Source organism: Nonomuraea roseola, assembly GCF_039535395.1.
In the GTDB taxonomy this organism is placed as follows: domain Bacteria; phylum Actinomycetota; class Actinomycetes; order Streptosporangiales; family Streptosporangiaceae; genus Nonomuraea; species Nonomuraea roseola.
Genome location: NZ_BAAAXC010000003.1, coordinates 21,146 through 46,534, shown reverse-complemented (window position 1 = coordinate 46,534; position 25,389 = coordinate 21,146). Strand labels below are relative to the sequence as shown.

General features: G+C 70.9%; 26 protein-coding genes and 3 pseudogenes. 15 read left to right on the top strand and 14 right to left on the bottom strand.

Annotation, left to right across the window (positions count from 1 at the left end; genetic code table 11):
• Both ABFX55_RS00860 and ABFX55_RS00855 read right to left on the bottom strand, forming a co-directional pair.
• Positions 1–476 (bottom strand): annotated as a pseudogene (locus ABFX55_RS00860) (hypothetical protein); the annotation flags it as partial.
• Positions 476–871 (bottom strand): diacylglycerol/lipid kinase family protein, encoded by a 396-nt coding sequence (locus tag ABFX55_RS00855; RefSeq protein ID WP_346116628.1) that lies wholly within the window; start codon positions 869–871, stop codon positions 476–478. The gene ABFX55_RS00855 and the pseudogene ABFX55_RS00860, both read right to left, overlap by 1 nt.
• Positions 872–969: 98 nt before the next feature.
• On the opposite strand from ABFX55_RS00855, the gene ABFX55_RS00850 reads away from it, so the two are divergent.
• Positions 970–1,716: a phosphatase PAP2 family protein gene (locus ABFX55_RS00850; RefSeq protein ID WP_346116600.1), complete on the top strand. Its 747-nt coding sequence runs from the start codon at positions 970–972 to the stop codon at positions 1,714–1,716.
• Positions 1,703–2,380 (top strand): phosphatase PAP2 family protein, encoded by a 678-nt coding sequence (locus ABFX55_RS00845; RefSeq protein ID WP_346116602.1) that lies wholly within the window; start codon positions 1,703–1,705, stop codon positions 2,378–2,380. Before ABFX55_RS00850 ends, ABFX55_RS00845 begins: the two co-directional genes overlap by 14 nt.
• A gap of 46 nt (positions 2,381–2,426) precedes the next feature.
• On the opposite strand, the gene ABFX55_RS00840 is transcribed toward ABFX55_RS00845, so the two are convergent.
• From ABFX55_RS00840 to ABFX55_RS00820, 5 genes are all read right to left on the bottom strand, one after another.
• Entirely contained in the window at positions 2,427–3,218 is a 792-nt protein-coding gene (locus ABFX55_RS00840; protein WP_346116604.1) for a DUF1206 domain-containing protein, read from the bottom strand.
• Positions 3,219–3,270: 52 nt separating this feature from the next.
• A complete protein-coding gene (locus ABFX55_RS00835; protein ID WP_346116626.1) occupies positions 3,271–4,182 on the bottom strand; it encodes a DNA-3-methyladenine glycosylase family protein in 912 nt (303 codons plus the stop codon).
• Between the two features lie 39 nt (positions 4,183–4,221).
• Positions 4,222–5,361, bottom strand: coding sequence for a serine hydrolase domain-containing protein (locus tag ABFX55_RS00830; protein WP_346116608.1), 1,140 nt, complete (start codon positions 5,359–5,361; stop codon positions 4,222–4,224).
• Between the two features lie 174 nt (positions 5,362–5,535).
• Positions 5,536–6,195: a TetR/AcrR family transcriptional regulator gene (locus ABFX55_RS00825; RefSeq protein ID WP_346116609.1), complete on the bottom strand. Its 660-nt coding sequence runs from the start codon at positions 6,193–6,195 to the stop codon at positions 5,536–5,538.
• Entirely contained in the window at positions 6,192–7,715 is a 1,524-nt protein-coding gene (locus ABFX55_RS00820) for an N-acyl homoserine lactonase family protein (protein ID WP_346116610.1), read from the bottom strand. The genes ABFX55_RS00825 and ABFX55_RS00820 overlap by 4 nt, the downstream gene beginning before the upstream one ends.
• 120 nt (positions 7,716–7,835) lie before the next feature.
• Here ABFX55_RS00820 and ABFX55_RS00815 point away from each other — a divergent pair, with 120 nt between their 5' ends.
• Positions 7,836–9,047 (top strand): acyltransferase family protein, encoded by a 1,212-nt coding sequence (locus ABFX55_RS00815; RefSeq protein WP_346116611.1) that lies wholly within the window; start codon positions 7,836–7,838, stop codon positions 9,045–9,047.
• A gap of 49 nt (positions 9,048–9,096) precedes the next feature.
• Here the strand turns inward: ABFX55_RS00815 and ABFX55_RS00810 are convergent, their stop codons facing one another.
• Positions 9,097–9,951, bottom strand: coding sequence for a TIGR03619 family F420-dependent LLM class oxidoreductase (locus ABFX55_RS00810; RefSeq protein WP_346116624.1), 855 nt, complete (start codon positions 9,949–9,951; stop codon positions 9,097–9,099).
• Between the two features lie 220 nt (positions 9,952–10,171).
• Between ABFX55_RS00810 and ABFX55_RS00805 the strand changes: the two genes are divergently transcribed.
• The 3 genes from ABFX55_RS00805 to ABFX55_RS00795 all read left to right on the top strand — a co-directional run bounded on the left by ABFX55_RS00805 (position 10,172) and on the right by ABFX55_RS00795 (position 12,184).
• Positions 10,172–11,530, top strand: coding sequence for a YibE/F family protein (locus tag ABFX55_RS00805; protein WP_346116622.1), 1,359 nt, complete (start codon positions 10,172–10,174; stop codon positions 11,528–11,530).
• A gap of 42 nt (positions 11,531–11,572) precedes the next feature.
• Positions 11,573–11,878 carry a hypothetical protein gene (locus ABFX55_RS00800; protein WP_346116620.1) on the top strand — a complete coding sequence of 102 codons (306 nt, stop codon included), beginning with the start codon at positions 11,573–11,575 and terminating at the stop codon, positions 11,876–11,878.
• A gap of 183 nt (positions 11,879–12,061) precedes the next feature.
• Positions 12,062–12,184, top strand: coding sequence for a hypothetical protein (locus tag ABFX55_RS00795; protein WP_346116618.1), 123 nt, complete (start codon positions 12,062–12,064; stop codon positions 12,182–12,184).
• A gap of 75 nt (positions 12,185–12,259) precedes the next feature.
• Here ABFX55_RS00795 and ABFX55_RS00790 read toward each other — a convergent pair whose 3' ends face one another.
• Together ABFX55_RS00790 and ABFX55_RS00785 are read right to left on the bottom strand one after the other, a co-directional pair.
• Entirely contained in the window at positions 12,260–12,643 is a 384-nt protein-coding gene (locus tag ABFX55_RS00790; RefSeq protein WP_346116616.1) for a CPCC family cysteine-rich protein, read from the bottom strand.
• A gap of 614 nt (positions 12,644–13,257) precedes the next feature.
• Positions 13,258–13,419 carry a hypothetical protein gene (locus ABFX55_RS00785; RefSeq protein ID WP_346116614.1) on the bottom strand — a complete coding sequence of 54 codons (162 nt, stop codon included), beginning with the start codon at positions 13,417–13,419 and terminating at the stop codon, positions 13,258–13,260.
• Positions 13,420–13,731: 312 nt separating this feature from the next.
• On the opposite strand from ABFX55_RS00785, the gene ABFX55_RS00780 reads away from it, so the two are divergent.
• On the top strand, positions 13,732–14,142 hold the full coding sequence (locus ABFX55_RS00780; protein WP_346116630.1) for a hypothetical protein: 411 nt from the start codon (positions 13,732–13,734) through the stop codon (positions 14,140–14,142).
• Here ABFX55_RS00780 and ABFX55_RS00775 read toward each other — a convergent pair.
• Positions 14,058–15,143, bottom strand: a pseudogene (locus ABFX55_RS00775) (YibE/F family protein). The gene ABFX55_RS00780 and the pseudogene ABFX55_RS00775 sit on opposite strands and share 85 nt — an antisense overlap.
• On the opposite strand from ABFX55_RS00775, the pseudogene ABFX55_RS00770 reads away from it, so the two are divergent.
• Positions 15,043–15,549, top strand: a pseudogene (locus tag ABFX55_RS00770) (hypothetical protein); the annotation flags it as partial. The pseudogenes ABFX55_RS00775 and ABFX55_RS00770 overlap by 101 nt on opposite strands.
• A 58-nt stretch (positions 15,550–15,607) precedes the next feature.
• A complete protein-coding gene (locus ABFX55_RS00765) occupies positions 15,608–16,219 on the top strand; it encodes a TIGR03619 family F420-dependent LLM class oxidoreductase (RefSeq protein ID WP_346116612.1) in 612 nt (203 codons plus the stop codon).
• A gap of 48 nt (positions 16,220–16,267) precedes the next feature.
• On the opposite strand, the gene ABFX55_RS00760 is transcribed toward ABFX55_RS00765, so the two are convergent.
• Positions 16,268–17,479, bottom strand: a complete 1,212-nt coding sequence (locus ABFX55_RS00760; protein ID WP_346116611.1) for an acyltransferase family protein — start codon at positions 17,477–17,479, stop codon at positions 16,268–16,270.
• Positions 17,480–17,599: 120 nt separating this feature from the next.
• Between ABFX55_RS00760 and ABFX55_RS00755 the strand changes: the two genes are divergently transcribed.
• From ABFX55_RS00755 to ABFX55_RS00735, 5 genes are all read left to right on the top strand, one after another.
• A complete protein-coding gene (locus ABFX55_RS00755) occupies positions 17,600–19,123 on the top strand; it encodes an N-acyl homoserine lactonase family protein (protein ID WP_346116610.1) in 1,524 nt (507 codons plus the stop codon).
• Positions 19,120–19,779, top strand: a complete 660-nt coding sequence (locus ABFX55_RS00750) for a TetR/AcrR family transcriptional regulator (RefSeq protein ID WP_346116609.1) — start codon at positions 19,120–19,122, stop codon at positions 19,777–19,779. Before ABFX55_RS00755 ends, ABFX55_RS00750 begins: the two co-directional genes overlap by 4 nt.
• A gap of 174 nt (positions 19,780–19,953) precedes the next feature.
• Complete coding sequence (locus ABFX55_RS00745) at positions 19,954–21,093, top strand: serine hydrolase domain-containing protein (protein WP_346116608.1); 1,140 nt, start codon at positions 19,954–19,956, stop codon at positions 21,091–21,093.
• A gap of 39 nt (positions 21,094–21,132) precedes the next feature.
• Entirely contained in the window at positions 21,133–22,032 is a 900-nt protein-coding gene (locus ABFX55_RS00740) for a DNA-3-methyladenine glycosylase family protein (protein WP_346116606.1), read from the top strand.
• Positions 22,033–22,095: 63 nt separating this feature from the next.
• Entirely contained in the window at positions 22,096–22,887 is a 792-nt protein-coding gene (locus ABFX55_RS00735; protein WP_346116604.1) for a DUF1206 domain-containing protein, read from the top strand.
• A gap of 46 nt (positions 22,888–22,933) precedes the next feature.
• On the opposite strand, the gene ABFX55_RS00730 is transcribed toward ABFX55_RS00735, so the two are convergent.
• A complete protein-coding gene (locus ABFX55_RS00730; protein ID WP_346116602.1) occupies positions 22,934–23,611 on the bottom strand; it encodes a phosphatase PAP2 family protein in 678 nt (225 codons plus the stop codon).
• The gene (locus ABFX55_RS00725; protein WP_346116600.1) at positions 23,598–24,344 is read right to left on the bottom strand and encodes a phosphatase PAP2 family protein; all 747 of its coding nucleotides are present in this window, start codon (positions 24,342–24,344) and stop codon (positions 23,598–23,600) included. Before ABFX55_RS00725 ends, ABFX55_RS00730 begins: the two co-directional genes overlap by 14 nt.
• 98 nt (positions 24,345–24,442) lie before the next feature.
• On the opposite strand from ABFX55_RS00725, the gene ABFX55_RS00720 reads away from it, so the two are divergent.
• Positions 24,443–25,333, top strand: a complete 891-nt coding sequence (locus ABFX55_RS00720; protein WP_346116598.1) for a diacylglycerol/lipid kinase family protein — start codon at positions 24,443–24,445, stop codon at positions 25,331–25,333.
• Positions 25,334–25,389: the final 56 nt, after the last annotated feature.

Sequence of the window (25,389 nt, the reverse complement as noted above, 5' to 3'; positions counted from 1 at the left end):
AGTGGAGTAGACAGAGACAAACACGTAACGTAGCCAGTGCGATTAACGTCAAGACAAAAACCGCCGTCCAGCTCGTACGTCAGCGGGGCGCGAACGTGGCTGACACCTTCCTGGCGGGGGTGATCCGGACGAAGGGAGTCGTCGAGCGTCCCGTGGCCAATCCTGCGATCACCCTGGCCCACTGAATCGGCCCTTGGCGTGTTGGAGCACGCCGACCTACCAGCCAGCCGTCGTCGGCCTGGCGTCGTCGAACGCCTCGATGCCGCGGCTGATATCGTGCTCGTACAGTTGCCCAGCAGCAGACAGCTGGCCTCCCCGTCGAACCACGTCGTCCCGTCAATCGTGATCTTCATGGGCACCAGCGGCCGCCGACGTGCCGATACGGCCGCCTTGACGTAGCTCAGCTTGCCGAGCCGCTCCTTGGCCTGCCCGTCGGCGTCGGCGATCATCTCGGCCTCGAACCCGGCGCCCGCCATCACCGCGAAGTTGCTCGCCGTTGAGCACGCCCAGGTCGAGCTTCTCCTCGCCGTCCATGGAAGCCGATCCGCACCGCCTCCTCCAGGTCGATGGGGATGCCGAGGTTGTTGGCGAACAGGTTCGCGGTCCCGGCAGGGAGGATGGCCATCGGCACGCCCGAGGTGGCCAGCTCGTCGGCACACCGTTGCACCATGCCGTCGCCACCCCAGACGAAGACCAGGTCGGCGCCCTTCTTGAGCGCCTTGCGAACCTTCTTCGGCGCCTTCTTGCTCTTGGGCACCTCGAACCAGAGCAGGTCTCCGACGTCCTGTTCGGTGATGAGCGTGCGCAGCCTGTCCAGGCCTGCGCCGAGAGTCTTCTTGCGATGCGCGACAACCGCCACAGTGGGGGACATGTCCTTCTGGCTACCCTCAGCGCCGCCTTTCAGGCAGGAATCAATTCCCCCTGCCGGGGTAGCCGAGCGCGAATGCGCATCGAGGAGAGGCCGGAACTGTGAGGCGGCAATGGCTCAGGACCCGCGTCGGCAGGGACCGCAGTCTGGGGCTGCGGCTGACGATCGCGAGCTTCGCGGCGGCGCTCGTCATGATCCCCTTCAGCCTGCTGCTCGTGGTGGCCAAGATGCCCGTCAACGGGCTGGACGCCCAGGTCGCCAGGGAGCTGCACGCGTACGCGCTCGCCCATCCCGACGTGACCAGGCTGCTCATCGTCTGGTCGGAGCTGTTCGGGCCGTGGCCATGGCGTGTCGCGGTCATCGCCTACGCCGCCTGGCTGCTGTACAGGGGAGCGCCGAGACTGGCGGTCTGGGCGGTCACCACCATGGTCGTGGGCGGGCTGATCGGCCTGGCCCTCAAGATCGTCGTTGCCCGCGCCAGGCCGCACCTGCCCGATCCCGTCGCGCTCGCGCCCGGCGACTCCTTCCCCTCGGGCCACACGGTCCACGTGACGCTCGGCGCGGGAGTGATCGTCCTTCTCCTCCTGCCCGTGCTGTCGCGGGCGGGACGGGTCGTGGCCTGGGCCGTCGCCGCTTTCCTGGTGCTGTCGGTCGGCTACACCAGGATCGCGCTCGGCGTGCACTGGGTGAGCGACGTGGCCGGAGGGATCGTGCTGGGCTCGGCCGTCATCGCCGCCACCGCGGCGGCATTTGAGACCTGGCGGCGTGAGCAGGGCCGCAGGCCCGCCTCGCCATTGGCCGAAGGAGTGGAACCCGAGTCGGTGAAGGTGATGCATGACCAGAACTGAGCACGTGAAGTACTACGCTCTGACGATTTTACTGCCCATGATCCTGATGGCCGGGGCGACGTTCGGCGTGGGCAAGCTGATCCTCGCCCTGCCCAGCGGTGAGGCGGCCGTGAGCCGGAGCCTGGCCGCCGACCGCACCTCGTTGTGGAACGCGCTCACCGATATCGGCAGCAGCCTGTCGGACACCCCTTACATCGTTGCGGCCACCGCGATATGCGCGATCATCTTCAGACTCGTGTACAAGCGCTGGCGCGAATCCGTCTTTCTCATCGCGGCCGTCTGGAGCCAGTCGCTCGTCTTCCTGGCCACCACCATGATCGTCGGACGGCACCGGCCGCCGGTGCGCCACCTCGACGAGGCCCCGCCCACCAGCAGCTTCCCCTCCGGGCACGTCAGCGCTGCCGTCGCGTTCTACTGCGGGGTCGCGCTCATCCTGAGCTCGCATGTCCGCAACAGGGGGCTCCAGGTGGTGATCTGGGTGCTCGGGATCGCCGCCCCGCTCGCGGTCGGCTTCTCCCGCGTCTACCGCGGCATGCACTTCCTCACCGACGTCCTCTGGGGCCTGCTGCTCGGCGTCGGCTGCGTCGTGATGGCCGCTCGCGCGATCCTGTACCGGCGTGAGAGGCAGCGCCGGCGGGCCTCGGAGCTGGTCCGCCCCGCCTAGCCTGCGGCGACTGGTTCCTCGAAGGCGAGGAACCAGTCGCCGATCCTCAGGTCCTGCGCCAGCGCGCCTCTCCCAGGCAGTATCCGGCGAACAGCAGCACCCCGAGCGCCACCACGACCAGCAGCCACGGCCCCGCGGGGGTGTCGGCGAACGCCCTGAGCGTCGCGTCGATGCCGCCGGCCTTGTCCGAGTCGAAGGTGATGGCCGCCTGGATCACGAAGACCCCGGCCAGCCCGGCGATCACCCCGCGCGCGATGTAACCGGCGAGCCCGAGCCGATCCATCACCGAGCCGGCCCGCGGCGGCATCGGCCTGAGCTGTTTGCGGAACTCCTTCTTGATTCCGTAGCGCACCCAGTAGACGCCGAGCGCGACGATGCCGAGCCCGATCGCCCCCACGATGATCTGTCCCGCGGGCAGTGCGAGCAGCTTGCCCGTCAGGTCCTGGGAGGCCTTGTCGTCCGATGTGCTCTCGCCGGACAGCAGCATGGTCAGCAACGCGATGCAGATGAACGCGTAGACCACGACCCTGCTGACCGACTCGATCCTGTCCTTGGCCCTGCGGGACCCGAAGATCGCCTCACAGGCCTGCCACACGGTCAGCGCGGCGAACCCCACGACCATGATCCACAGGATCACGGCCCCGAACGGCAGCTCGGCGACCGTACTGATCGCGCCGTTCTTGTCGGCCTCCCGACCGCCCTCGCCGAACGCGATCTGGAGCGCCAGCACCCCGATCAGCCCGTAGAGCACGCCCCGGCACACCAGCCCGACCCGCGCTAACTTGTCCATCGCCGGGCTGTCCGCCGCCCGGCGGGCCATGGCCTCAGCCTCACTCATGAATTCTCCCGAGAGTCGTCAAAGACCCTCGAACTGCCCTCGATCGCGCGTTCTAGGCCCTGATCAGCTCCGCGCTCCCTCCCGATCGTCCATGACGCCGAAGGTGGAGGCCCGGAACAGGAAGGAAGCCCACGAGCGGTAGGGCCGCCACGTATCGGCCAGCCTGCGGTAGGCGGCCGGTGGCGCGTCGTGCGGCAGGCCGTACACCTCGCGCAGGGTCGCGAACAGGCGCGGCTCGTCGCCGGGGGAACGCGTCCGGCGCGCCCGCGCCGCGGATGAGGATCAGGCCCGCGGAGAACGGGCCCACGCCAGGCAGGGCGCGCAGTTCGGCCAGCGCCTCCTCCGGCTCGAGCGCGCGCAGGTGCTCGGCGGTGAGCACGCCGTCGAGCGCCGCGCGGGCCAGCCCGTGCACCCACTCCTCCTTCTGCGCGGGCAGGCCGAGGCCGCCGGCCTCCAGCAGCGTGACGGGCGGGGGGAAGGCGGCGTACACCTGCCCGTCCACGGTGACCTTCGCGCCGAACCGCTCCGCGATGCGCTGCTTGATCTTCGAGGCGATGAGCATGGAGGAGCGCTGCACGATCACCGCCCAGCACGCCGCCTCCCACGGGCTCCAGAAGCACACGGGCCGCAGGCCTGGACGGCGCTGCTGCAGGTCGCCGAGCACGGGGTCGGCCTCCCCCAGCTCGGCGAAGCCCGTGCCGTCCACGTCGAGGGAGAGGATGCGCGCCACCTCGCCCCTGATCCCCGGACCCGCCGCCCTCGTCGTGGCGACGGCGACCCCGCCGGGCGCGGCGGTCACCGTCACGCCGATCGGCAGCCAGTCCGACTCCGCGCTGTAGGCGAAGCGCAGCGACCGCCCGTCGGAGGGCAGCGCGCTGGTGGCCGGCCAGTCCTCGACGAAGCGCAGCGAGGCGCCGAAGTCGAAAGGGCCCTCGGCTGTGAGCGTGAATCCGTGCGTGGTCATGCGCGTATGGTAGGAGGCCCTCCGACCGGCCGGGACGTGCTAGGCGCGGTTCGCCGCCCGCACGACGGAGGCCACCAGGCGGCGGTTCTCCGGGGCTCCGCCTCCCCCGCCGAAGGAGAAGCGGCGGCGGGTGTAGGCGTAGGCGATGCCGCTGCGGGGGTCGGCGAAGGACTGCGCGCCGACCGCGCCGCTGTGGCCGAAGGCGTCCGCGCCCAGCTCGGGATAGCGGACGGCCTGCGCCTCGAAGCCCAGCAGGAAGTGGTCGCGCTCCCCCGTGACCAGGTCGGGGCCCGTGGAGTGCGGCCTGGTGAACTCCGCGAGGGTGCCGGGTTCGAGGAGGGGCGGCCTGCCGTCGATCTCGCTGATGGCGGCGGCGTACATTCCGGCCAGTCCCCTGGCGTTGCCGACGCTGCCCGACGAGGCCGGGCCCAGCGCCCGTACCGTGCGGGTGTTGGCGAAGGCGGCCAGATCGGTGGGCGGCGTGGCGTTGAGGTTGAAGGCGATCCCCATCAGGCTGTCGGGGGCCGGCGCGTGCGCCTCCGCCATGGCGCGCTCGTCCGGCCGCAGCGGCTGGACCTCCACGTAGCGGGGTTCGAGCGCCTCGGGCAGGCCGAGGTAGAAGTCCAGCCCGTACGGCGCGCGGACGCGCTCGTCGTACACCTGCTGGAGCGACTGTCCCGTGGCGCGGCGGACGACCTCACCGATCAGCGCTCCGATCACGAACGCGTGATAGCCGTAGCCGGAGCCCGGCTGCCAGTACGGCCGCTGTCCGGCGAGCCGGGCGGCGAGCAGGCGGTCGTCGGCCAGCTCCGCCGCGGTGAAGCCGCCCTCCACGCCGATCAGCCCGGCGCGGTGCGCCAGCAGGACCCGCAGGGTGAGCTCGCCCTTGCCCTCGGCGGCGAACTCGGGCCAGTAGGAGGCGACGGCCGCCTCCAGCTTCAGCGTGCCGTCCTGCACGAGCAGGGCCGCGACCAGGTGCGCCGCGCCCTTGGCGGAGGAGTACAGAGCGTGCAGCGAGTCGCCGGAGACGCCGTCGCCGGTCCAGAGGTCGACGACCCGCCTGCCGTTCAGGCAGACCGCCAGCTGGGCGCCGAGCCCGGCCTCGCCGTCGGCCACGGCGGCGAACTCCGCCCTGACCTCCTCGAACCCCTCCGACACCGTTCCGTGGATCTTCGACATGCTCTTCTCCTTCCAGACACCGACGACGGCGGGGTGATGTCTTCGCCGTCCTCGCGGTGCGCACCTGGCCCCGTGACCGCGCGTACGATCATCACACGCTGGAGCGTCCCGCCCCCGAGGCGGGGGGCGCAGACGAAGCCAGGATGACCCTGACGCAGGGAGATCAGGTGCGGCTCAGCTCTGCTCCTCTGCGCCCGGGGGGGCGGCCGTGCGGTGTTCGGTGCGCCGGAGCAGCCGCTCGGCCTGACCGACGATGTCGGCCAGGCCGTGGCTCGTCGCGTCGGGGTCACCGGATGAGGCCGGGCCGATGAGCATGCGGTACATCGCCGCGCCCACGACCATGTCGATCACGGCGTCGATGTCGGCCTCCTCGGCCAGCCGCCCTTCCCGCCTGGCGCGCTCGAGCGCGGCGTGGATCACTCGGCGCCGGGGCAGGATGTAGTGCTCGCGGTAGGCGGCGAGCAGTGACGGGTAGCCGATGCTGGAGCCGATGAGCTGGGCGAGCACGGCGCGGAAGCGCGTGTCGCCGAACGTCCGTTCCCACGAGTCCATGAGCCGCTCGTCGAGCGGTGGACCCTGCGCGTCCGCGGCCGCCCAGATCTCCTCCTCGGGCACGAGGGTGCGGGCCTGCTCGATCGCCTGGATCAGCAGCTCCTCCTTCGAGGACCAGCGCCGGTAGATCGTCACCTTGGCCACGCCCGCGCGCTTGGCGATCTGCTCGAAGTTCGCCCCTTCCACGCCGCGCTCCACGAACAGTTCCAGCGCGGCTCTCATGATCTGCTCGTCGGCCTCGGGGTCGCGCGGCCGTCCTCTGGTGCGCCGGGTGGAGGTCATCGGAAGGCCACCTGCCCGACGCCCGCGCCGGAGGAGGACGGCACGAAGTGGGGCGCCTGGCCCGGGCGCAGGCGCCAGTCGGGCGTGAGGACGGTGTCCATGTGCCGGCGAAGGGCCAGCACCCCCGCCGCGTCGGGCCTCCCCTGGGAGAACGCGGATGCGACCGCGTGCCGGTAGCGGGTGTTGTCGTGGGCGAACAGCGGCACGGTGTCGGTGGCCGAGACCAGCAGCCGTTGCACGCGGCGGGCGGCCTCGACCTGATCGGCGGTGTCCGCGCCGCCGATCGTCATCTGGCGTACCTGGTCGACGGCCAGATGGGGCAGCGTGTAGAGGGTGTCGCCCATGAACAGCGCGCTTGCGCCGTCCATGCGCACCAGCACGCACATGTGGCCGGGTGAGTGCCCCGGCGTGGGCAGGAGCACCACGCTGCCGTCGCCGAAGTGGTCCTGGCTGTGGGGGAAGGCGAGAAGGGGGCCCGAGTCGAAGGCGGGGAAGGACAGACGCTCCTTGACCAGGTCGAAGGAGTAGGGATAGAGGACGCCGTCGTTCCAGTCGCGCCGGTCCATCACCACCGTCGCCCGGGGCAGGGAGCGGAGACCTCCCGCGTGATCGTCATGGACGTGAGTGAGGAACACGGTCGCGATCTCCTTGACGTCGTAGCCGAGCCTGGCCACCTGGACCCGCAGGTCCTGGCCGGCGGCCAGCCTGTACTCGTGCCGCTCGGTCAGCAGGCGCGAGGCCATGCCGCCGTGGCCGTAGTACCCATCATGATCGTGCGCCTGCTCCCAGCTGACGCCGGTGTCGACCATCATCAGCCCATGCAGGGGGTGGTCGATGAGATAGGCGTAGACCGGCACCGCGATCTGCGCCTTGTCCAGCAGGGTACGCGTGTAGCCGGTCAGCCCCTCCCAGCCGTCGAGGCCGCCGTAGAACTGGCCGTACGTGACGACGGTGTCGCCGGTGTGCAGGGGGAAGACCCGTACCGAGCCGCCGGCGCGGCGCCGCCTGGCGCCCGGGGCTCGCACCGCCTCCTCCAGGTCCTTCGCGCCCTGTGCCAGCAGGTCGCGGCGATGGCGATCGACCCGGCTGACGGACAGCCCGCTCAGCGCGCCGAGCGCCAGACCGGCGCCGCCGAGCAGCAGGGCCCTTCTGGAGCGCCCTGCGGCCGCGCCGGCCGTGCCCCGCCTCCCCCGCAGGCCGACGACCAGCGCCCCCGCCAGGGCCGCCGCGCAGGCGAGGCCGAGCAGGACGGGCACGTCGGTGACGTAGAAGACGACCGCGAAGTAGAGGCCCAGCGTGGCCAGGGCGGCGGGAGCGCCGAGGAGCGCCAGCGCACGGGTGCGCGTGGAGCGCCGTCCCAGCGCGTGAGGCCACAGCAGCCCGATCGCGAGGCCGAGCACCAGGAGGCCGTAGGCCACGATCAGCGGTGCCGGCACGTCCTTCAGTCGCAGGACGACCAGCCAGGCGGCGCTCACCGCAAGGGCCGGCACGAGTAACGCGATCTTGCAGAGGATCTTCATCGATCGTTCACCTTCATTTATGTAAACGCAAACGGATGCGTTTACATAATAGGGCCGCCGAGAGCTGCTCAATTCCCAGCAAACCCAGAGATTGCGGACATTGATCGTTAGCATGTCCGGATGCTAAGCACCCAAGCGCCCGAGCAGACCCGGCAGCGCCTGGCATGGCTCGACGCTCTGCGCGGCATCGCCGCTCTCCTGGTGGTCTTCGAGCACGCGCTCAAACCGCTGCTGCCTGAGGCCAGGGTGCCGGTCAAGGCGCTCTTCGAGCCCGGCTGGTACGGCGTGATCGTGTTCTTCCTGGTCAGCGGCTACATCGTGCCCGCGTCGCTGGAGCGGCGAGGCAGCGTGCGGGCCTTCTGGATCTCTCGCCTGTTCCGGCTGTATCCACTGTTCGGTGTGTGCGTGGCCGGCATGGCGCTGCTGGTGGCCGTTGGATGGGACGGCCTGCACATCTGGTGGAGCGATCGACCCGCCTCCATGGTGCTGGGTCATCTGACGATGCTGCAGAACCTGCTGTACGTGCCGAACCTGGTCAACGTGCTGTGGACGCTGTCGTACGAGATGGCCTTCTACCTGCTGCTGACCGCGATGTTCACGCTCGGGGTGCACCGCAGGAGCGTCACCGGCGCCCTGGGCTTCGCCGCCGTGGCGGTGCTGGGCGCGGCCGCGTTACCCGTCAAGCTGCTGTCGGCCGGCGGTGCCGGCCGGATGCTGACGGTCGTGCTGGTGGTGACCGCGCTGGTGGCGGGCGGCCTGGCCGCCGTGCTGAAGGGCTCGGCCCCGGTACGGCGCGCGGGTGCGATCGTCCTCGGGGTGACCGTGCTCGGCCTGCTGGCGGTCAATCAGAGTTATCCGGACCCATGGCAGGGGCTGCTGATCCTGGCCACCATGTTCGCGGGCACGGCGCTGTATCGGGCCGAGCAGGGCGAGATCTCCTGGACGGCGGCCGGATGGGTGGTTCTGGTGCCGCTGGCCTGGACAGGGCTGGCGTGGGGAGAGCTCGGCCTGCAGACGGCCATGGCCGCCGCCTGGCTCACTTTCGCCGTGGGGATGAGGCTGCGACACAGGCGGGTGCCGCGGCCTCTGGCGTGGCTGGGGCTGGTCAGTTACTCGATCTACCTGCTCCACCCCCTGCTGCTGGAAAGCGTCGAGCGGTTCTGGCCAGAACCGCTGGTCGTGCCGCTGGGCCTGCGGCTGGTCGCGCTGGCGTGCGTGGTGGGGGTGCTGCTGGCGCTCAGCGCGCTGACCTGGCGCCTGGTGGAGGCTCCGGCCCAACGGCTGGGCAGACGCCTCGCCTCCGCCTCCCCTCGACCCGGGAGAGCCAGCTGACGGGGGGGACAGGAACTCTCCTGTTGGAGTGCCGCCGGGCGGGAGAGGTTCAGCTGAGGGAGAACCGCTCGGCGAACGCGGACATCTCCTCGCGCTGCCGGTCCGGTTCCGCGGAGGTGGCGCTGACGACGACGCGCGTCACGCCCTGGGCGGCGAGCGCCTCGACCTGTTCGACGGTCATGTCGATCGAGCCCGGCCGCGTGTACTCCAGCGCCTGCGCGCTACGACCCGCTTCGGCGGCGGCCGACCTGGCCAGGTCCAGCTGGAGGGCGCGCTCGTCCGGGTGGAGCGCGCCGCCGGGGTGGTAGCCGTCGCCGCGTCGCCCCGCGCGGCGGGCGGCCGCCCTGCTCGATCCGCCGACGTGGATCGGCAGGCTCGTGACCCCGTAGGGCTTGGGGTACTGGCACAGGTTCTCGAAGGCGAAGAACTCCCCTTCGAAGCTGACGCCCTCCTCGCCACCGGCCCAGAGCAGCCGCATCACGTCGATCGCCTCGTCGGCGCGACGGCCGCGGGTGGCGAAGTCCACGCCCATCGCGCGGGCCTCCCCCGGCAGGGCGCCGAGCCCCACGGTCAGCAGCCGCATCCGTCCCCTGGACAGCACGTCGATGGTCGCCAGTCGCTTGGCCAGCACCACCGGGTGGTGGTACGGCAGCAGCAGCACGCCTGTACCGAGCAGGATCCGCCGCGTGGCCGCGGCCACGAAGCTCAGGCAGTCGAGCGGATCCACATACGGCAGCGAAGGCGGCAGCTCGTACGGCCCCACCATCGCACCGGGATACAGCGCGATGTGCTCGGGCAGGTACAGCGACTCGAAGCCGCACTCCTCGGCATGGCGGGCATAGGCCACGATCCGGTCGGGGTCGACACCGTAGTAAGGCGTGCTGTAGCTGATCCCGAACTTCATCTCATTCCTCCGGTCTGCGACGCGCGACCGTCTCCGCCGCAGCGGACCCCGGCACCGGAGCCGAGGACGGCGCGCGCGCTCACGGTAGAGCCCTGTCACCGGTGTCAAGGCAAGTGGCGCGAGCGGCTTGGCCGTGTCCTGGCCGTCGAGCCGGGGTGGTCCGGGTGCGACGGTAATGTACTGTCCTCCATCGTTGAGGGCTTGAGGAGATCTTTTCGTCATGGGCGCGAACCACGCGCACGGCCCCGCCATCCCCGCCTCCCGCCGCACCGTGTGGTTGACCCTGGCCGTGATCATCCCCCTGGCCCTGGGCACCGTCATCGGGCTGATCGCGCTCTGGCCTTCGGACAAGCCCGGAGCCGGAGCCGCCCCCGGGCTGGAGCGACTCACCGGCACGATCACCTCGATCACCCTCAAGCCGTGCCCCGAGCTTCCCCCCGAAGAGGGCGTCGCCGCGGGCACCGAGCAGCCACCTCCGGATCCGGCCTCCTGCGGCGATGCCGAGATCCAGCTGACCAGCGGCGCCGACGCGGGACAGCGCATCACCACCGACCTTCCCAGCGGCCCTGGAGCACAGCGGTTCGCCGAGGGCGACGACGTCGTGCTCGTTCACACCCCTGACAGCACGCTCGACGCGTCGCCGTACCTGCTCTCGGACCACGACCGGTCGACGTCACTGTGGATCATGGGCGCGGCCTTCGCGCTCGCTGTGGTCGCGTTCGGCCGCTGGCGCGGCGTGACGGCGCTCGTGGGCCTCGGCGTGACCTTCACCCTGCTGCTGCTGTTCGTGATTCCCGCCATCCTCGCGGGCGAGCCGCCACTGGCGATCGCCATCGTCGGCTCCGCGGCGATCATGCTCGCGGTGCTCTATCTCACCCACGGGTTCACGCTGACCACCTCGATGGCGGTCCTGGGCACCCTCAGCAGCCTGACCCTCACCGGGCTGCTGTCCTACGGCGCGATCGGACTCGCCCAGCTCAACGGCATCACCGACGAGAGCTCGCTCTACCTGGACATGAGCTACCGCATCGACGCTCAGGGACTCCTGCTCGCGAGCATCCTCATCGGCTCCCTCGGCGTGCTCGACGACGTCACCGTCACCCAGGCCGTCACGGTCACCGAACTCGCCCACGCGAACCCGTCCTACGGCTTCCTGCAGCTGTACAGGGCCGCAGGCAGGGTCGGCCGCGCGCACATCGCGTCGGTGATCAACACGATCATCCTCGCCTACTCCGGCGCCTCCCTGCCGCTGCTGCTGCTCATCAGCGTCGCGAAGCAGCCGCTCGGTGAAGTGCTGACCAACCCGCTCATCGCCCAGGAGATCGTCCGCAGCGTCGTCGGGACGCTCGGCCTCATCGCCGCCGTCCCCCTCACCACCGCCCTGACCGCGCTCGTCAGCTCCCGGCGTCCCGGCCTCGACCACCACGGCGACGCCTCGCCGGCGTCCCGGCACCGGCGACGCGCGAACGACCTGCCGGAGACGGCCGCGCCATCTCCAGGCGTGCTCGAGCCCGCTCATGACAGGCCCCGGCCTGTACGGCACGACCACGGCTTCTGGGACGATCCCCGCGATCAGTGACGCGCTGCGGTCCCCCGGACCGCGGCGATAGCGTTCCCGATCATGATGGAGCACACAGGCGTTGACGCCGGGCCGGCCGGGGCGGGCAGGCTCCTCGCGGAAGTCGCCGAGGAGGCGGAATACGCGCGGGATCCGGCGGACAAGGCGCGTGCCGTTCGCGAGGCGTACACGGCGGTCCAGCGGGTGGATCCCGCAAGCCTGGAGGCGGCGGTGGGCCTCGCCGTGCTGGGCGGCGCCGAGCTCCGCGGCCACATGGTCAACCGCGTGGACACGGGCTGGTGGGAGGAGGACTCGAAGCCCATCGCCCGGATCCCGCCCGAACGGCGCCGGCCGCGCTCTCGTGGATGAGGCGGTCCGCGCGGCCCGGCACGTGCTGTCCCTCGACCCGACCAACAACCTCGCCGCCTACCTCGAAGGGCTGGCTCACGAGTGCGGCGGCGCGCACGAGCGGGCGTTGGGCGGCTATCTGCGGGCGCTGGAGCTCGATCCGTGGGACCAGGGCGCGCTGACCCGCGCGAAAGCGCTCGACGGGTGGACTGGGCGGTCGTGGACCTCGACGAGCCGTCGCCCGGTTCGCGCCTGCCGTCCGGACAACCGGTACGCGCCGACGGCCGCGTCCACTTCGACGGACGGCACGAACCCGTCGAGGAGTGAGGGTCGTTCGAGAAGCGTGCGAGGGATCTTCGTCGGGCGAGCCGTCCGGCGGGCCGGCGTCGCTGGTCGACCGCGTCAGCCGGGGGGACGCCAGAATCCGGTGTCGCGATAGCGCCACCAGTACAGGACAGTGCGGTCGTCCGGCCACGCGGCCAGCTGGACGGCCTGAGGCTCGAAGCGGTCGCGTTCGGGGTCGATGGGGCGCCAGCTCGGGTCCAGCGGTTCATCGTCCCTGGGTGGACGGACGTGTCCCAGTGATCGCTCGTCGCATGCTCCGTGGTCCTGAAAGTGCTGCTGGGCCTCGATCAGGGGGATCCGGTTGGCCCCTGCGACCCGGTCAGGCCATCGCAGCTGAACCGCGTCGTCCTCCCAGAAGCAGACCGGGCAGATCTGATGGGAGCCGGGCGGCTCCTCCATGGTCAGACGGCCGCAGCATACGCAGGGATACTTCAGGATCATGCCGGTCATCCTGACGGAAGGGTTCACGACCGCCGTCGCCCAGGTGTTCCCGGGTGCGAGAAACGCCTCGGCTCCCATCAGATCTGCACGGTCTGCTTCTGGGGAGGACGACGCGGTTCAGCTGCGATGCCTACGGGTCGCAGGGGCCAACCGGATCCCCTGATCGAGGGGCCCAGCAGCACTTTCAGGACCACGGAGCATGCGACGAAGCGATCACTGGGACACGTCCGTCCACCCAGGGACGATGAAACCGCTGGGACCCGAGCTGGCGCCCCATCGACCCCGAACGCGACCGCTTCGAGCCTCAGGCCGTCCAGCTGGCCGCGTGGCGGACGACCGCACTGTCCTGTACTGGTGGCGCTATCGCGACACCGGATTCTGGCGTCCCCCGGGCTGACGGCGGTCGACCAGCGACGCCGGCCCGCCGGACGGCTCGCCCGACGAAGATCCCTCGCACGCTTCTCGAACGACACTCCTTCGACGGTCGTTGCCGTCCGTCGAAGTGGACGCGGCCGTCGGCGCGTACCGGTTGTCCGGACGGCAGGCGCGAACCGGGCGACGGCTCGTCGAGGTCCACGACCGCCCAGTCCACCCGTCGAGCGCTTTCGCGCGGGTCAGCGCGCCCTAGGTCCCACGGATCGAGCTCCAGCGCCCGCAAGATAGCCGCCCAACGCCCGCTCGTGCGCGCCGCCGCACTCGTGAGCCAGCCCTTCGAGGTAGGCGGCGAGGTTGTTGGTCGGGTCGAGGGACAGCACGTGCCGGGCCCGCGCGGACACCGCCTCATCCACGAGAGCGCGGCCGGCGCCGTTCGGGCGGGATCCGGGCGATGGGCTTCGAGTCCTCCTCCCACCAGCCCGTGTCCACGCGGTTGACCATGTGGCCCGCGGAGCTCGGCGCCGCCCAGCACGGCGAGGCGCCACCGCCGCCTCCAGGCTTGCGGGATCCACCCGCTGGACCGCCGTTGTACGGCCTCGCGAACGGCACGCGCCTTGTCCGCCGGATCCCGCGCGTATTCCGCCTCCTCGGCGACTTCCGCGAGGAGCCTGCCCGCCCCGGCCGGCCCGGCGTCAACGCCTGTGTGCTCCATCATGATCGGGAACGCTATCGCCGCGCGTCCGGGGGACCGCAGCGCGTCACTGATCGCGGGGATCGTCCCAGAAGCCGTGGTCGTGCCGTACAGGCCGGGGCCTGTCATGAGCGGGCTCGAGCACGCCTGGAGATGGCGCGGCCGTCTCCGGCAGGTCGTTCGCGCGTCGCCGGTGCCGGGACGCCGGCGAGGCGTCGCCGTGGTGGTCGAGGCCGGGACGCCGGGAGCTGACGAGCGCGTCAGGGCGGTGGTGAGGGGGACGGCGGCGATGAGGCCGAGCGTCCCGACGACGCTGCGGACGATCTCCTGGGCGATGGAGCGGGTTGGTCAGCACTTCACCGAGCGGCTGCTTCGCGACGCTGATGAGCAGCAGCAGCGGCAGGGAGAGGCGCCGGAGTGTAGGCGAGGATGATCGTGTTGATCACCGACGCGATGTTGCGCGCGGCCCGACCCTGCCTGCGGGCCCCTGTACAGCTGCAGGAAGCCGTAGGACGGGTTCGCGTGGGCGAGTTCGGTGACCGTGACGGCCTGGGTGACGGTGACGTCGTCGAGCACGCCGAGGGAGCCGATGAGGATGCTCGCGAGCAGGAGTCCCTGAGCGTCGATGCGGTAGCTCATGTCCAGGTAGAGGCGAGCTCTCGTCGGTGATGCCGTTGAGCTGGGCGAGTCCGATCGCGCCGTAGGACAGCAGCCCGGTGAGGGTCAGCTGCTGAGGGTGCCCAGGACCGCCATCGAGGTGGTCAGCGTGAACCCGTGGGTGAGATAGAGCACCGCGAGCATGATCGCCGCGGAGCCGACGATGGCGATCGCCAGTGGCGGCTCGCCCGCGAGGATGGCGGGAATCACGAACAGCAGCAGCAGGGTGAAGGTCACGCCGAGGCCCACGAGCGCCGTCACGCCGCGCCAGCGGCCGAACGCGACCACAGCGAGCGCGAAGGCCGCGCCCATGATCCACAGTGACGTCGACCGGTCGTGGTCCGAGAGCAGGTACGGCGACGCGTCGAGCGTGCTGTCAGGGGTGTGAACGAGCACGACGTCGTCGCCCTCGGCGAACCGCTGTGCTCCAGGGCCGCTGGGAAGGTCGGTGGTGATGCGCTGTCCCGCGTCGGCGCCGCTGGTCAGCTGGATCTCGGCATCGCCGCAGGAGGCCGGATCCGGAGGTGGCTGCTCGGTGCCCGCGGCGACGCCCTCTTCGGGGGGAAGCTCGGGGCACGGCTTGAGGGTGATCGAGGTGATCGTGCCGGTGAGTCGCTCCAGCCCGGGGGCGGCTCCGGCTCCGGGCTTGTCCGAAGGCCAGAGCGCGATCAGCCCGATGACGGTGCCCAGGGCCAGGGGGATGATCACGGCCAGGGTCAACCACACGGTGCGGCGGGAGGCGGGGATGGCGGGGCCGTGCGCGTGGTTCGCGCCCATGACGAAAAGATCTCCTCAAGCCCTCAACGATGGAGGACAGTACATTACCGTCGCACCCGGACCACCCCGGCTCGACGGCCAGGACACGGCCAAGCCGCTCGCGCCACTTGCCTTGACACCGGTGACAGGGCTCTACCGTGAGCGCGCGCGCCGTCCTCGGCTCCGGTGCCGGGGTCCGCTGCGGCGGAGACGGTCGCGCGTCGCAGACCGGAGGAATGAGATGAAGTTCGGGATCAGCTACAGCACGCCTTACTACGGTGTCGACCCCGACCGGATCGTGGCCTATGCCCGCCATGCCGAGGAGTGCGGCTTCGAGTCGCTGTACCTGCCCGAGCACATCGCGCTGTATCCCGGTGCGATGGTGGGGCCGTACGAGCTGCCGCCTTCGCTGCCGTATGTGGATCCGCTCGACTGCCTGAGCTTCGTGGCCGCGGCCACGCGGCGGATCCTGCTCGGTACAGGGCGTGCTGCTGCTGCCGTACCACCACCCGGTGGTGCTGGCCAAGCGACTGGCGACCATCGACGTGCTGTCCAGGGGACGGATGCGGCTGCTGACCGTGGGGCTCGGCGCCCTGCCGGGGGAGGCCCGCGCGATGGGCGTGGACTTCGCCACCCGCGGCCGTCGCGCCGACGAGGCGATCGACGTGATGCGGCTGCTCTGGGCCGGTGGCGAGGAGGGCGTCAGCTTCGAAGGGGAGTTCTTCGCCTTCGAGAACCTGTGCCAGTACCCCAAGCCCTACGGGGTCACGAGCCTGCCGATCCACGTCGGCGGATCGAGCAGGGCGGCCGCCCGCCGCGCGGGGCGACGCGGCGACGGCTACCACCCCGGCGGCGCGCTCCACCCGGACGAGCGCGCCCTCCAGCTGGACCTGGCCAGGTCGGCCGCCGCCGAAGCGGGTCGTAGCGCGCAGGCGCTGGAGTACACGCGGCCGGGCTCGATCGACATGACCGTCGAACAGGTCGAGGCGCTCGCCGCCCAGGGCGTGACGCGCGTCGTCGTCAGCGCCACCTCCGCGGAACCGGACCGGCAGCGCGAGGAGATGTCCGCGTTCGCCGAGCGGTTCTCCCTCAGCTGAACCTCTCCCGCCCGGCGGCACTCCAACAGGAGAGTTCCTGTCCCCCCGTCAGCTGGCTCTCCCGGGTCGAGGGGAGGCGGAGGCGAGGCGTCTGCCCAGCCGTTGGGCCGGAGCCTCCACCAGGCGCCAGGTCAGCGCGCTGAGCGCCAGCAGCACCCCCACCACGCACGCCAGCGCGACCAGCCGCAGGCCCAGCGGCACGACCAGCGGTTCTGGCCAGAACCGCTCGACGCTTTCCAGCAGCAGGGGGTGGAGCAGGTAGATCGAGTAACTGACCAGCCCCAGCCACGCCAGAGGCCGCGGCACCCGCCTGTGTCGCAGCCTCATCCCCACGGCGAAAGTGAGCCAGGCGGCGGCCATGGCCGTCTGCAGGCCGAGCTCTCCCCACGCCAGCCCTGTCCAGGCCAGCGGCACCAGAACCACCCATCCGGCCGCCGTCCAGGAGATCTCGCCCTGCTCGGCCCGATACAGCGCCGTGCCCGCGAACATGGTGGCCAGGATCAGCAGCCCCTGCCATGGGTCCGGATAACTCTGATTGACCGCCAGCAGGCCGAGCACGGTCACCCCGAGGACGATCGCACCCGCGCGCCGTACCGGGGCCGAGCCCTTCAGCACGGCGGCCAGGCCGCCCGCCACCAGCGCGGTCACCACCAGCACGACCGTCAGCATCCGGCCGGCACCGCCGGCCGACAGCAGCTTGACGGGTAACGCGGCCGCGCCCAGCACCGCCACGGCGGCGAAGCCCAGGGCGCCGGTGACGCTCCTGCGGTGCACCCCGAGCGTGAACATCGCGGTCAGCAGCAGGTAGAAGGCCATCTCGTACGACAGCGTCCACAGCACGTTGACCAGGTTCGGCACGTACAGCAGGTTCTGCAGCATCGTCAGATGACCCAGCACCATGGAGGCGGGTCGATCGCTCCACCAGATGTGCAGGCCGTCCCATCCAACGGCCACCAGCAGCGCCATGCCGGCCACGCACACACCGAACAGTGGATACAGCCGGAACAGGCGAGAGATCCAGAAGGCCCGCACGCTGCCTCGCCGCTCCAGCGACGCGGGCACGATGTAGCCGCTGACCAGGAAGAACACGATCACGCCGTACCAGCCGGGCTCGAAGAGCGCCTTGACCGGCACCCTGGCCTCAGGCAGCAGCGGTTTGAGCGCGTGCTCGAAGACCACCAGGAGAGCGGCGATGCCGCGCAGAGCGTCGAGCCATGCCAGGCGCTGCCGGGTCTGCTCGGGCGCTTGGGTGCTTAGCATCCGGACATGCTAACGATCAATGTCCGCAATCTCTGGGTTTGCTGGGAATTGAGCAGCTCTCGGCGGCCCTATTATGTAAACGCATCCGTTTGCGTTTACATAAATGAAGGTGAACGATCGATGAAGATCCTCTGCAAGATCGCGTTACTCGTGCCGGCCCTTGCGGTGAGCGCCGCCTGGCTGGTCGTCCTGCGACTGAAGGACGTGCCGGCACCGCTGATCGTGGCCTACGGCCTCCTGGTGCTCGGCCTCGCGATCGGGCTGCTGTGGCCTCACGCGCTGGGACGGCGCTCCACGCGCACCCGTGCGCTGGCGCTCCTCGGCGCTCCCGCCGCCCTGGCCACGCTGGGCCTCTACTTCGCGGTCGTCTTCTACGTCACCGACGTGCCCGTCCTGCTCGGCCTCGCCTGCGCGGCGGCCCTGGCGGGGGCGCTGGTCGTCGGCCTGCGGGGGAGGCGGGGCACGGCCGGCGCGGCCGCAGGGCGCTCCAGAAGGGCCCTGCTGCTCGGCGGCGCCGGTCTGGCGCTCGGCGCGCTGAGCGGGCTGTCCGTCAGCCGGGTCGATCGCCATCGCCGCGACCTGCTGGCACAGGGCGCGAAGGACCTGGAGGAGGCGGTGCGAGCCCCGGGCGCCAGGCGGCGCCGCGCCGGCGGCTCGGTACGGGTCTTCCCCCTGCACACCGGCGACACCGTCGTCACGTACGGCCAGTTCTACGGCGGCCTCGACGGCTGGGAGGGGCTGACCGGCTACACGCGTACCCTGCTGGACAAGGCGCAGATCGCGGTGCCGGTCTACGCCTATCTCATCGACCACCCCCTGCATGGGCTGATGATGGTCGACACCGGCGTCAGCTGGGAGCAGGCGCACGATCATGATGGGTACTACGGCCACGGCGGCATGGCCTCGCGCCTGCTGACCGAGCGGCACGAGTACAGGCTGGCCGCCGGCCAGGACCTGCGGGTCCAGGTGGCCAGGCTCGGCTACGACGTCAAGGAGATCGCGACCGTGTTCCTCACTCACGTCCATGACGATCACGCGGGAGGTCTCCGCTCCCTGCCCCGGGCGACGGTGGTGATGGACCGGCGCGACTGGAACGACGGCGTCCTCTATCCCTACTCCTTCGACCTGGTCAAGGAGCGTCTGTCCTTCCCCGCCTTCGACTCGGGCCCCCTTCTCGCCTTCCCCCACAGCCAGGACCACTTCGGCGACGGCAGCGTGGTGCTCCTGCCCACGCCGGGGCACTCACCCGGCCACATGTGCGTGCTGGTGCGCATGGACGGCGCAAGCGCGCTGTTCATGGGCGACACCCTCTACACGCTGCCCCATCTGGCCGTCGACCAGGTACGCCAGATGACGATCGGCGGCGCGGACACCGCCGATCAGGTCGAGGCCGCCCGCCGCGTGCAACGGCTGCTGGTCTCGGCCACCGACACCGTGCCGCTGTTCGCCCACGACAACACCCGCTACCGGCACGCGGTCGCATCCGCGTTCTCCCAGGGGAGGCCCGACGCGGCGGGGGTGCTGGCCCTTCGCCGGCACATGGACACCGTCCTCACGCCCGACTGGCGCCTGCGCCCGGGCCAGGCGCCCCACTTCGTGCCGTCCTCCTCCGGCGCGGGCGTCGGGCAGGTGGCCTTCCGATGACCTCCACCCGGCGCACCAGAGGACGGCCGCGCGACCCCGAGGCCGACGAGCAGATCATGAGAGCCGCGCTGGAACTGTTCGTGGAGCGCGGCGTGGAAGGGGCGAACTTCGAGCAGATCGCCAAGCGCGCGGGCGTGGCCAAGGTGACGATCTACCGGCGCTGGTCCTCGAAGGAGGAGCTGCTGATCCAGGCGATCGAGCAGGCCCGCACCCTCGTGCCCGAGGAGGAGATCTGGGCGGCCGCGGACGCGCAGGGTCCACCGCTCGACGAGCGGCTCATGGACTCGTGGGAACGGACGTTCGGCGACACGCGCTTCCGCGCCGTGCTCGCCCAGCTCATCGGCTCCAGCATCGGCTACCCGTCACTGCTCGCCGCCTACCGCGAGCACTACATCCTGCCCCGGCGCCGAGTGATCCACGCCGCGCTCGAGCGCGCCAGGCGGGAAGGGCGGCTGGCCGAGGAGGCCGACATCGACGCCGTGATCGACATGGTCGTGGGCGCGGCGATGTACCGCATGCTCATCGGCCCGGCCTCATCCGGTGACCCCGACGCGACGAGCCACGGCCTGGCCGACATCGTCGGTCAGGCCGAGCGGCTGCTCCGGCGCACCGAACACCGCACGGCCGCCCCCCCGGGCGCAGAGGAGCAGAGCTGAGCCGCACCTGATCTCCCTGCGTCAGGGTCATCCTGGCTTCGTCTGCGCCCCCCGCCTCGGGGGCGGGACGCTCCAGCGTGTGATGATCGTACGCGCGGTCACGGGGCCAGGTGCGCACCGCGAGGACGGCGAAGACATCACCCCGCCGTCGTCGGTGTCTGGAAGGAGAAGAGCATGTCGAAGATCCACGGAACGGTGTCGGAGGGGTTCGAGGAGGTCAGGGCGGAGTTCGCCGCCGTGGCCGACGGCGAGGCCGGGCTCGGCGCCCAGCTGGCGGTCTGCCTGAACGGCAGGCGGGTCGTCGACCTCTGGACCGGCGACGGCGTCTCCGGCGACTCGCTGCACGCTCTGTACTCCTCCGCCAAGGGCGCGGCGCACCTGGTCGCGGCCCTGCTCGTGCAGGACGGCACGCTGAAGCTGGAGGCGGCCGTCGCCTCCTACTGGCCCGAGTTCGCCGCCGAGGGCAAGGGCGAGCTCACCCTGCGGGTCCTGCTGGCGCACCGCGCCGGGCTGATCGGCGTGGAGGGCGGCTTCACCGCGGCGGAGCTGGCCGACGACCGCCTGCTCGCCGCCCGGCTCGCCGGACAGCGGCCGTACTGGCAGCCGGGCTCCGGCTACGGCTATCACGCGTTCGTGATCGGAGCGCTGATCGGTGAGGTCGTCCGCCGCGCCACGGGACAGTCGCTCCAGCAGGTGTACGACGAGCGCGTCCGCGCGCCGTACGGGCTGGACTTCTACCTCGGCCTGCCCGAGGCGCTCGAACCCCGCTACGTGGAGGTCCAGCCGCTGCGGCCGGACGAGCGCGCCATGGCGGAGGCGCACGCGCCGGCCCCCGACAGCCTGATGGGGATCGCCTTCAACCTCAACGCCACGCCGCCCACCGATCTGGCCGCCTTCGCCAACACCCGCACGGTACGGGCGCTGGGCCCGGCCTCGTCGGGCAGCGTCGGCAACGCCAGGGGACTGGCCGGAATGTACGCCGCCGCCATCAGCGAGATCGACGGCAGGCCGCCCCTCCTCGAACCCGGCACCCTCGCGGAGTTCACCAGGCCGCACTCCACGGGCCCCGACCTGGTCACGGGGGAGCGCGACCACTTCCTGCTGGGCTTCGAGGCGCAGGCCGTCCGCTATCCCGAGCTGGGCGCGGACGCCTTCGGCCACAGCGGCGCGGTCGGCGCGCAGTCCTTCGCCGACCCCCGCAGCGGCATCGCCTACGCCTACACCCGCCGCCGCTTCTCCTTCGGCGGGGGAGGCGGAGCCCCGGAGAACCGCCGCCTGGTGGCCTCCGTCGTGCGGGCGGCGAACCGCGCCTAGCACGTCCCGGCCGGTCGGAGGGCCTCCTACCATACGCGCATGACCACGCACGGATTCACGCTCACAGCCGAGGGCCCTTTCGACTTCGGCGCCTCGCTGCGCTTCGTCGAGGACTGGCCGGCCACCAGCGCGCTGCCCTCCGACGGGCGGTCGCTGCGCTTCGCCTACAGCGCGGAGTCGGACTGGCTGCCGATCGGCGTGACGGTGACCGCCGCGCCCGGCGGGGTCGCCGTCGCCACGACGAGGGCGGCGGGTCCGGGGATCAGGGGCGAGGTGGCGCGCATCCTCTCCCTCGACGTGGACGGCACGGGCTTCGCCGAGCTGGGGGAGGCCGACCCCGTGCTCGGCGACCTGCAGCAGCGCCGTCCAGGCCTGCGGCCCGTGTGCTTCTGGAGCCCGTGGGAGGCGGCGTGCTGGGCGGTGATCGTGCAGCGCTCCTCCATGCTCATCGCCTCGAAGATCAAGCAGCGCATCGCGGAGCGGTTCGGCGCGAAGGTCACCGTGGACGGGCAGGTGTACGCCGCCTTCCCCCCGCCCGTCACGCTGCTGGAGGCCGGCGGCCTCGGCCTGCCCGCGCAGAAGGAGGAGTGGGTGCACGGGCTGGCCCGCGCGGCGCTCGACGGCGTGCTCACCGCCGAGCACCTGCGCGCGCTCGAGCCGGAGGAGGCGCTGGCCGAACTGCGCGCCCTGCCTGGCGTGGGCCCGTTCTCCGCGGGCCTGATCCTCATCCGCGGCGCGGGCGCGCCGGACGCGTTCCCCGGCGACGAGCCGCGCCTGTTCGCGACCCTGCGCGAGGTGTACGGCCTGCCGCACGACGCGCCACCGGCCGCCTACCGCAGGCTGGCCGATACGTGGCGGCCCTACCGCTCGTGGGCTTCCTTCCTGTTCCGGGCCTCCACCTTCGGCGTCATGGACGATCGGGAGGGAGCGCGGAGCTGATCAGGGCCTAGAACGCGCGATCGAGGGCAGTTCGAGGGTCTTTGACGACTCTCGGGAGAATTCATGAGTGAGGCTGAGGCCATGGCCCGCCGGGCGGCGGACAGCCCGGCGATGGACAAGTTAGCGCGGGTCGGGCTGGTGTGCCGGGGCGTGCTCTACGGGCTGATCGGGGTGCTGGCGCTCCAGATCGCGTTCGGCGAGGGCGGTCGGGAGGCCGACAAGAACGGCGCGATCAGTACGGTCGCCGAGCTGCCGTTCGGGGCCGTGATCCTGTGGATCATGGTCGTGGGGTTCGCCGCGCTGACCGTGTGGCAGGCCTGTGAGGCGATCTTCGGGTCCCGCAGGGCCAAGGACAGGATCGAGTCGGTCAGCAGGGTCGTGGTCTACGCGTTCATCTGCATCGCGTTGCTGACCATGCTGCTGTCCGGCGAGAGCACATCGGACGACAAGGCCTCCCAGGACCTGACGGGCAAGCTGCTCGCACTGCCCGCGGGACAGATCATCGTGGGGGCGATCGGGCTCGGCATCGTCGCGCTCGGCGTCTACTGGGTGCGCTACGGAATCAAGAAGGAGTTCCGCAAACAGCTCAGGCCGATGCCGCCGCGGGCCGGCTCGGTGATGGATCGGCTCGGGCTCGCCGGTTACATCGCGCGCGGGGTGATCGCCGGGCTGGCCGGGGTCTTCGTGATCCAGGCGGCCATCACCTTCGACTCGGACAAGGCCGGCGGCATCGACGCGACGCTCAGGGCGTTCGCCGACACCCCCGCGGGGCCGTGGCTGCTGGTCGTGGTGGCGCTCGGGGTGCTGCTGTTCGCCGGATACTGCCTGGGAGAGGCGCGCTGGCGCAGGACCTGAGGATCGGCGACTGGTTCCTCGCCTTCGAGGAACCAGTCGCCGCAGGCTAGGCGGGGCGGACCAGCTCCGAGGCCCGCCGGCGCTGCCTCTCACGCCGGTACAGGATCGCGCGAGCGGCCATCACGACGCAGCCGACGCCGAGCAGCAGGCCCCAGAGGACGTCGGTGAGGAAGTGCATGCCGCGGTAGACGCGGGAGAAGCCGACCGCGAGCGGGGCGGCGATCCCGAGCACCCAGATCACCACCTGGAGCCCCCTGTTGCGGACATGCGAGCTCAGGATGAGCGCGACCCCGCAGTAGAACGCGACGGCAGCGCTGACGTGCCCGGAGGGGAAGCTGCTGGTGGGCGGGGCCTCGTCGAGGTGGCGCACCGGCGGCCGGTGCCGTCCGACGATCATGGTGGTGGCCAGGAAGACGAGCGACTGGCTCCAGACGGCCGCGATGAGAAAGACGGATTCGCGCCAGCGCTTGTACACGAGTCTGAAGATGATCGCGCATATCGCGGTGGCCGCAACGATGTAAGGGGTGTCCGACAGGCTGCTGCCGATATCGGTGAGCGCGTTCCACAACGAGGTGCGGTCGGCGGCCAGGCTCCGGCTCACGGCCGCCTCACCGCTGGGCAGGGCGAGGATCAGCTTGCCCACGCCGAACGTCGCCCCGGCCATCAGGATCATGGGCAGTAAAATCGTCAGAGCGTAGTACTTCACGTGCTCAGTTCTGGTCATGCATCACCTTCACCGACTCGGGTTCCACTCCTTCGGCCAATGGCGAGGCGGGCCTGCGGCCCTGCTCACGCCGCCAGGTCTCAAATGCCGCCGCGGTGGCGGCGATGACGGCCGAGCCCAGCACGATCCCTCCGGCCACGTCGCTCACCCAGTGCACGCCGAGCGCGATCCTGGTGTAGCCGACCGACAGCACCAGGAAAGCGGCGACGGCCCAGGCCACGACCCGTCCCGCCCGCGACAGCACGGGCAGGAGGAGAAGGACGATCACTCCCGCGCCGAGCGTCACGTGGACCGTGTGGCCCGAGGGGAAGGAGTCGCCGGGCGCGAGCGCGACGGGATCGGGCAGGTGCGGCCTGGCGCGGGCAACGACGATCTTGAGGGCCAGGCCGATCAGCCCGCCCACGACCATGGTGGTGACCGCCCAGACCGCCAGTCTCGGCGCTCCCCTGTACAGCAGCCAGGCGGCGTAGGCGATGACCGCGACACGCCATGGCCACGGCCCGAACAGCTCCGACCAGACGATGAGCAGCCTGGTCACGTCGGGATGGGCGAGCGCGTACGCGTGCAGCTCCCTGGCGACCTGGGCGTCCAGCCCGTTGACGGGCATCTTGGCCACCACGAGCAGCAGGCTGAAGGGGATCATGACGAGCGCCGCCGCGAAGCTCGCGATCGTCAGCCGCAGCCCCAGACTGCGGTCCCTGCCGACGCGGGTCCTGAGCCATTGCCGCCTCACAGTTCCGGCCTCTCCTCGATGCGCATTCGCGCTCGGCTACCCCGGCAGGGGGAATTGATTCCTGCCTGAAAGGCGGCGCTGAGGGTAGCCAGAAGGACATGTCCCCCACTGTGGCGGTTGTCGCGCATCGCAAGAAGACTCTCGGCGCAGGCCTGGACAGGCTGCGCACGCTCATCACCGAACAGGACGTCGGAGACCTGCTCTGGTTCGAGGTGCCCAAGAGCAAGAAGGCGCCGAAGAAGGTTCGCAAGGCGCTCAAGAAGGGCGCCGACCTGGTCTTCGTCTGGGGTGGCGACGGCATGGTGCAACGGTGTGCCGACGAGCTGGCCACCTCGGGCGTGCCGATGGCCATCCTCCCTGCCGGGACCGCGAACCTGTTCGCCAACAACCTCGGCATCCCCATCGACCTGGAGGAGGCGGTGCGGATCGGCTTCCATGGACGGCGGGAGAAGCTCGACCTGGGCGTGCTCAACGGCGAGCACTTCGCGGTGATGGCGGGCGCCGGGTTCGAGGCCGAGATGATCGCCGACGCCGACGGGCAGGCCAAGGAGCGGCTCGGCAAGCTGAGCTACGTCAAGGCGGCCGTACGGCACGTCGGCGGCCCGCTGGTGCCCATGAAGATCACGATTGACGGGACGACGTGGTTCGACGGGGAGGCCAGCTGTCTGCTGCTGGGCAACGTGAGCACGATCGCCGCCGGCATCGAGGCGTTCGACGACGCCAGGCCCGACGACGGCTGGCTGGAGGTCGGCGTCTCCACCGCCAAGGGGCCGATTCAGTGGGCCAGGGTGATCGGCAGGATGGCCACGGGACGCTCCGACGACTCCCCGTTCGTCCGGATCACCCGCGCCAGGAAGGTGTCAGCCACGTTCGGCGCCCCGCTGACGTACGAGCTGGACGGCGGAGACCGCGAGGCCACCACCGAGCTCGAGGCCAAGGTCGTCCCCGGCGCTCTCACCGTCTGCCTCCCGCCGGTCGAGCAGCCCTGAGCCAGGCCCCGCCCGGCCCTGCCCGCCCGGCCGCGAAGGCGGGTCCGAGAAGGTGG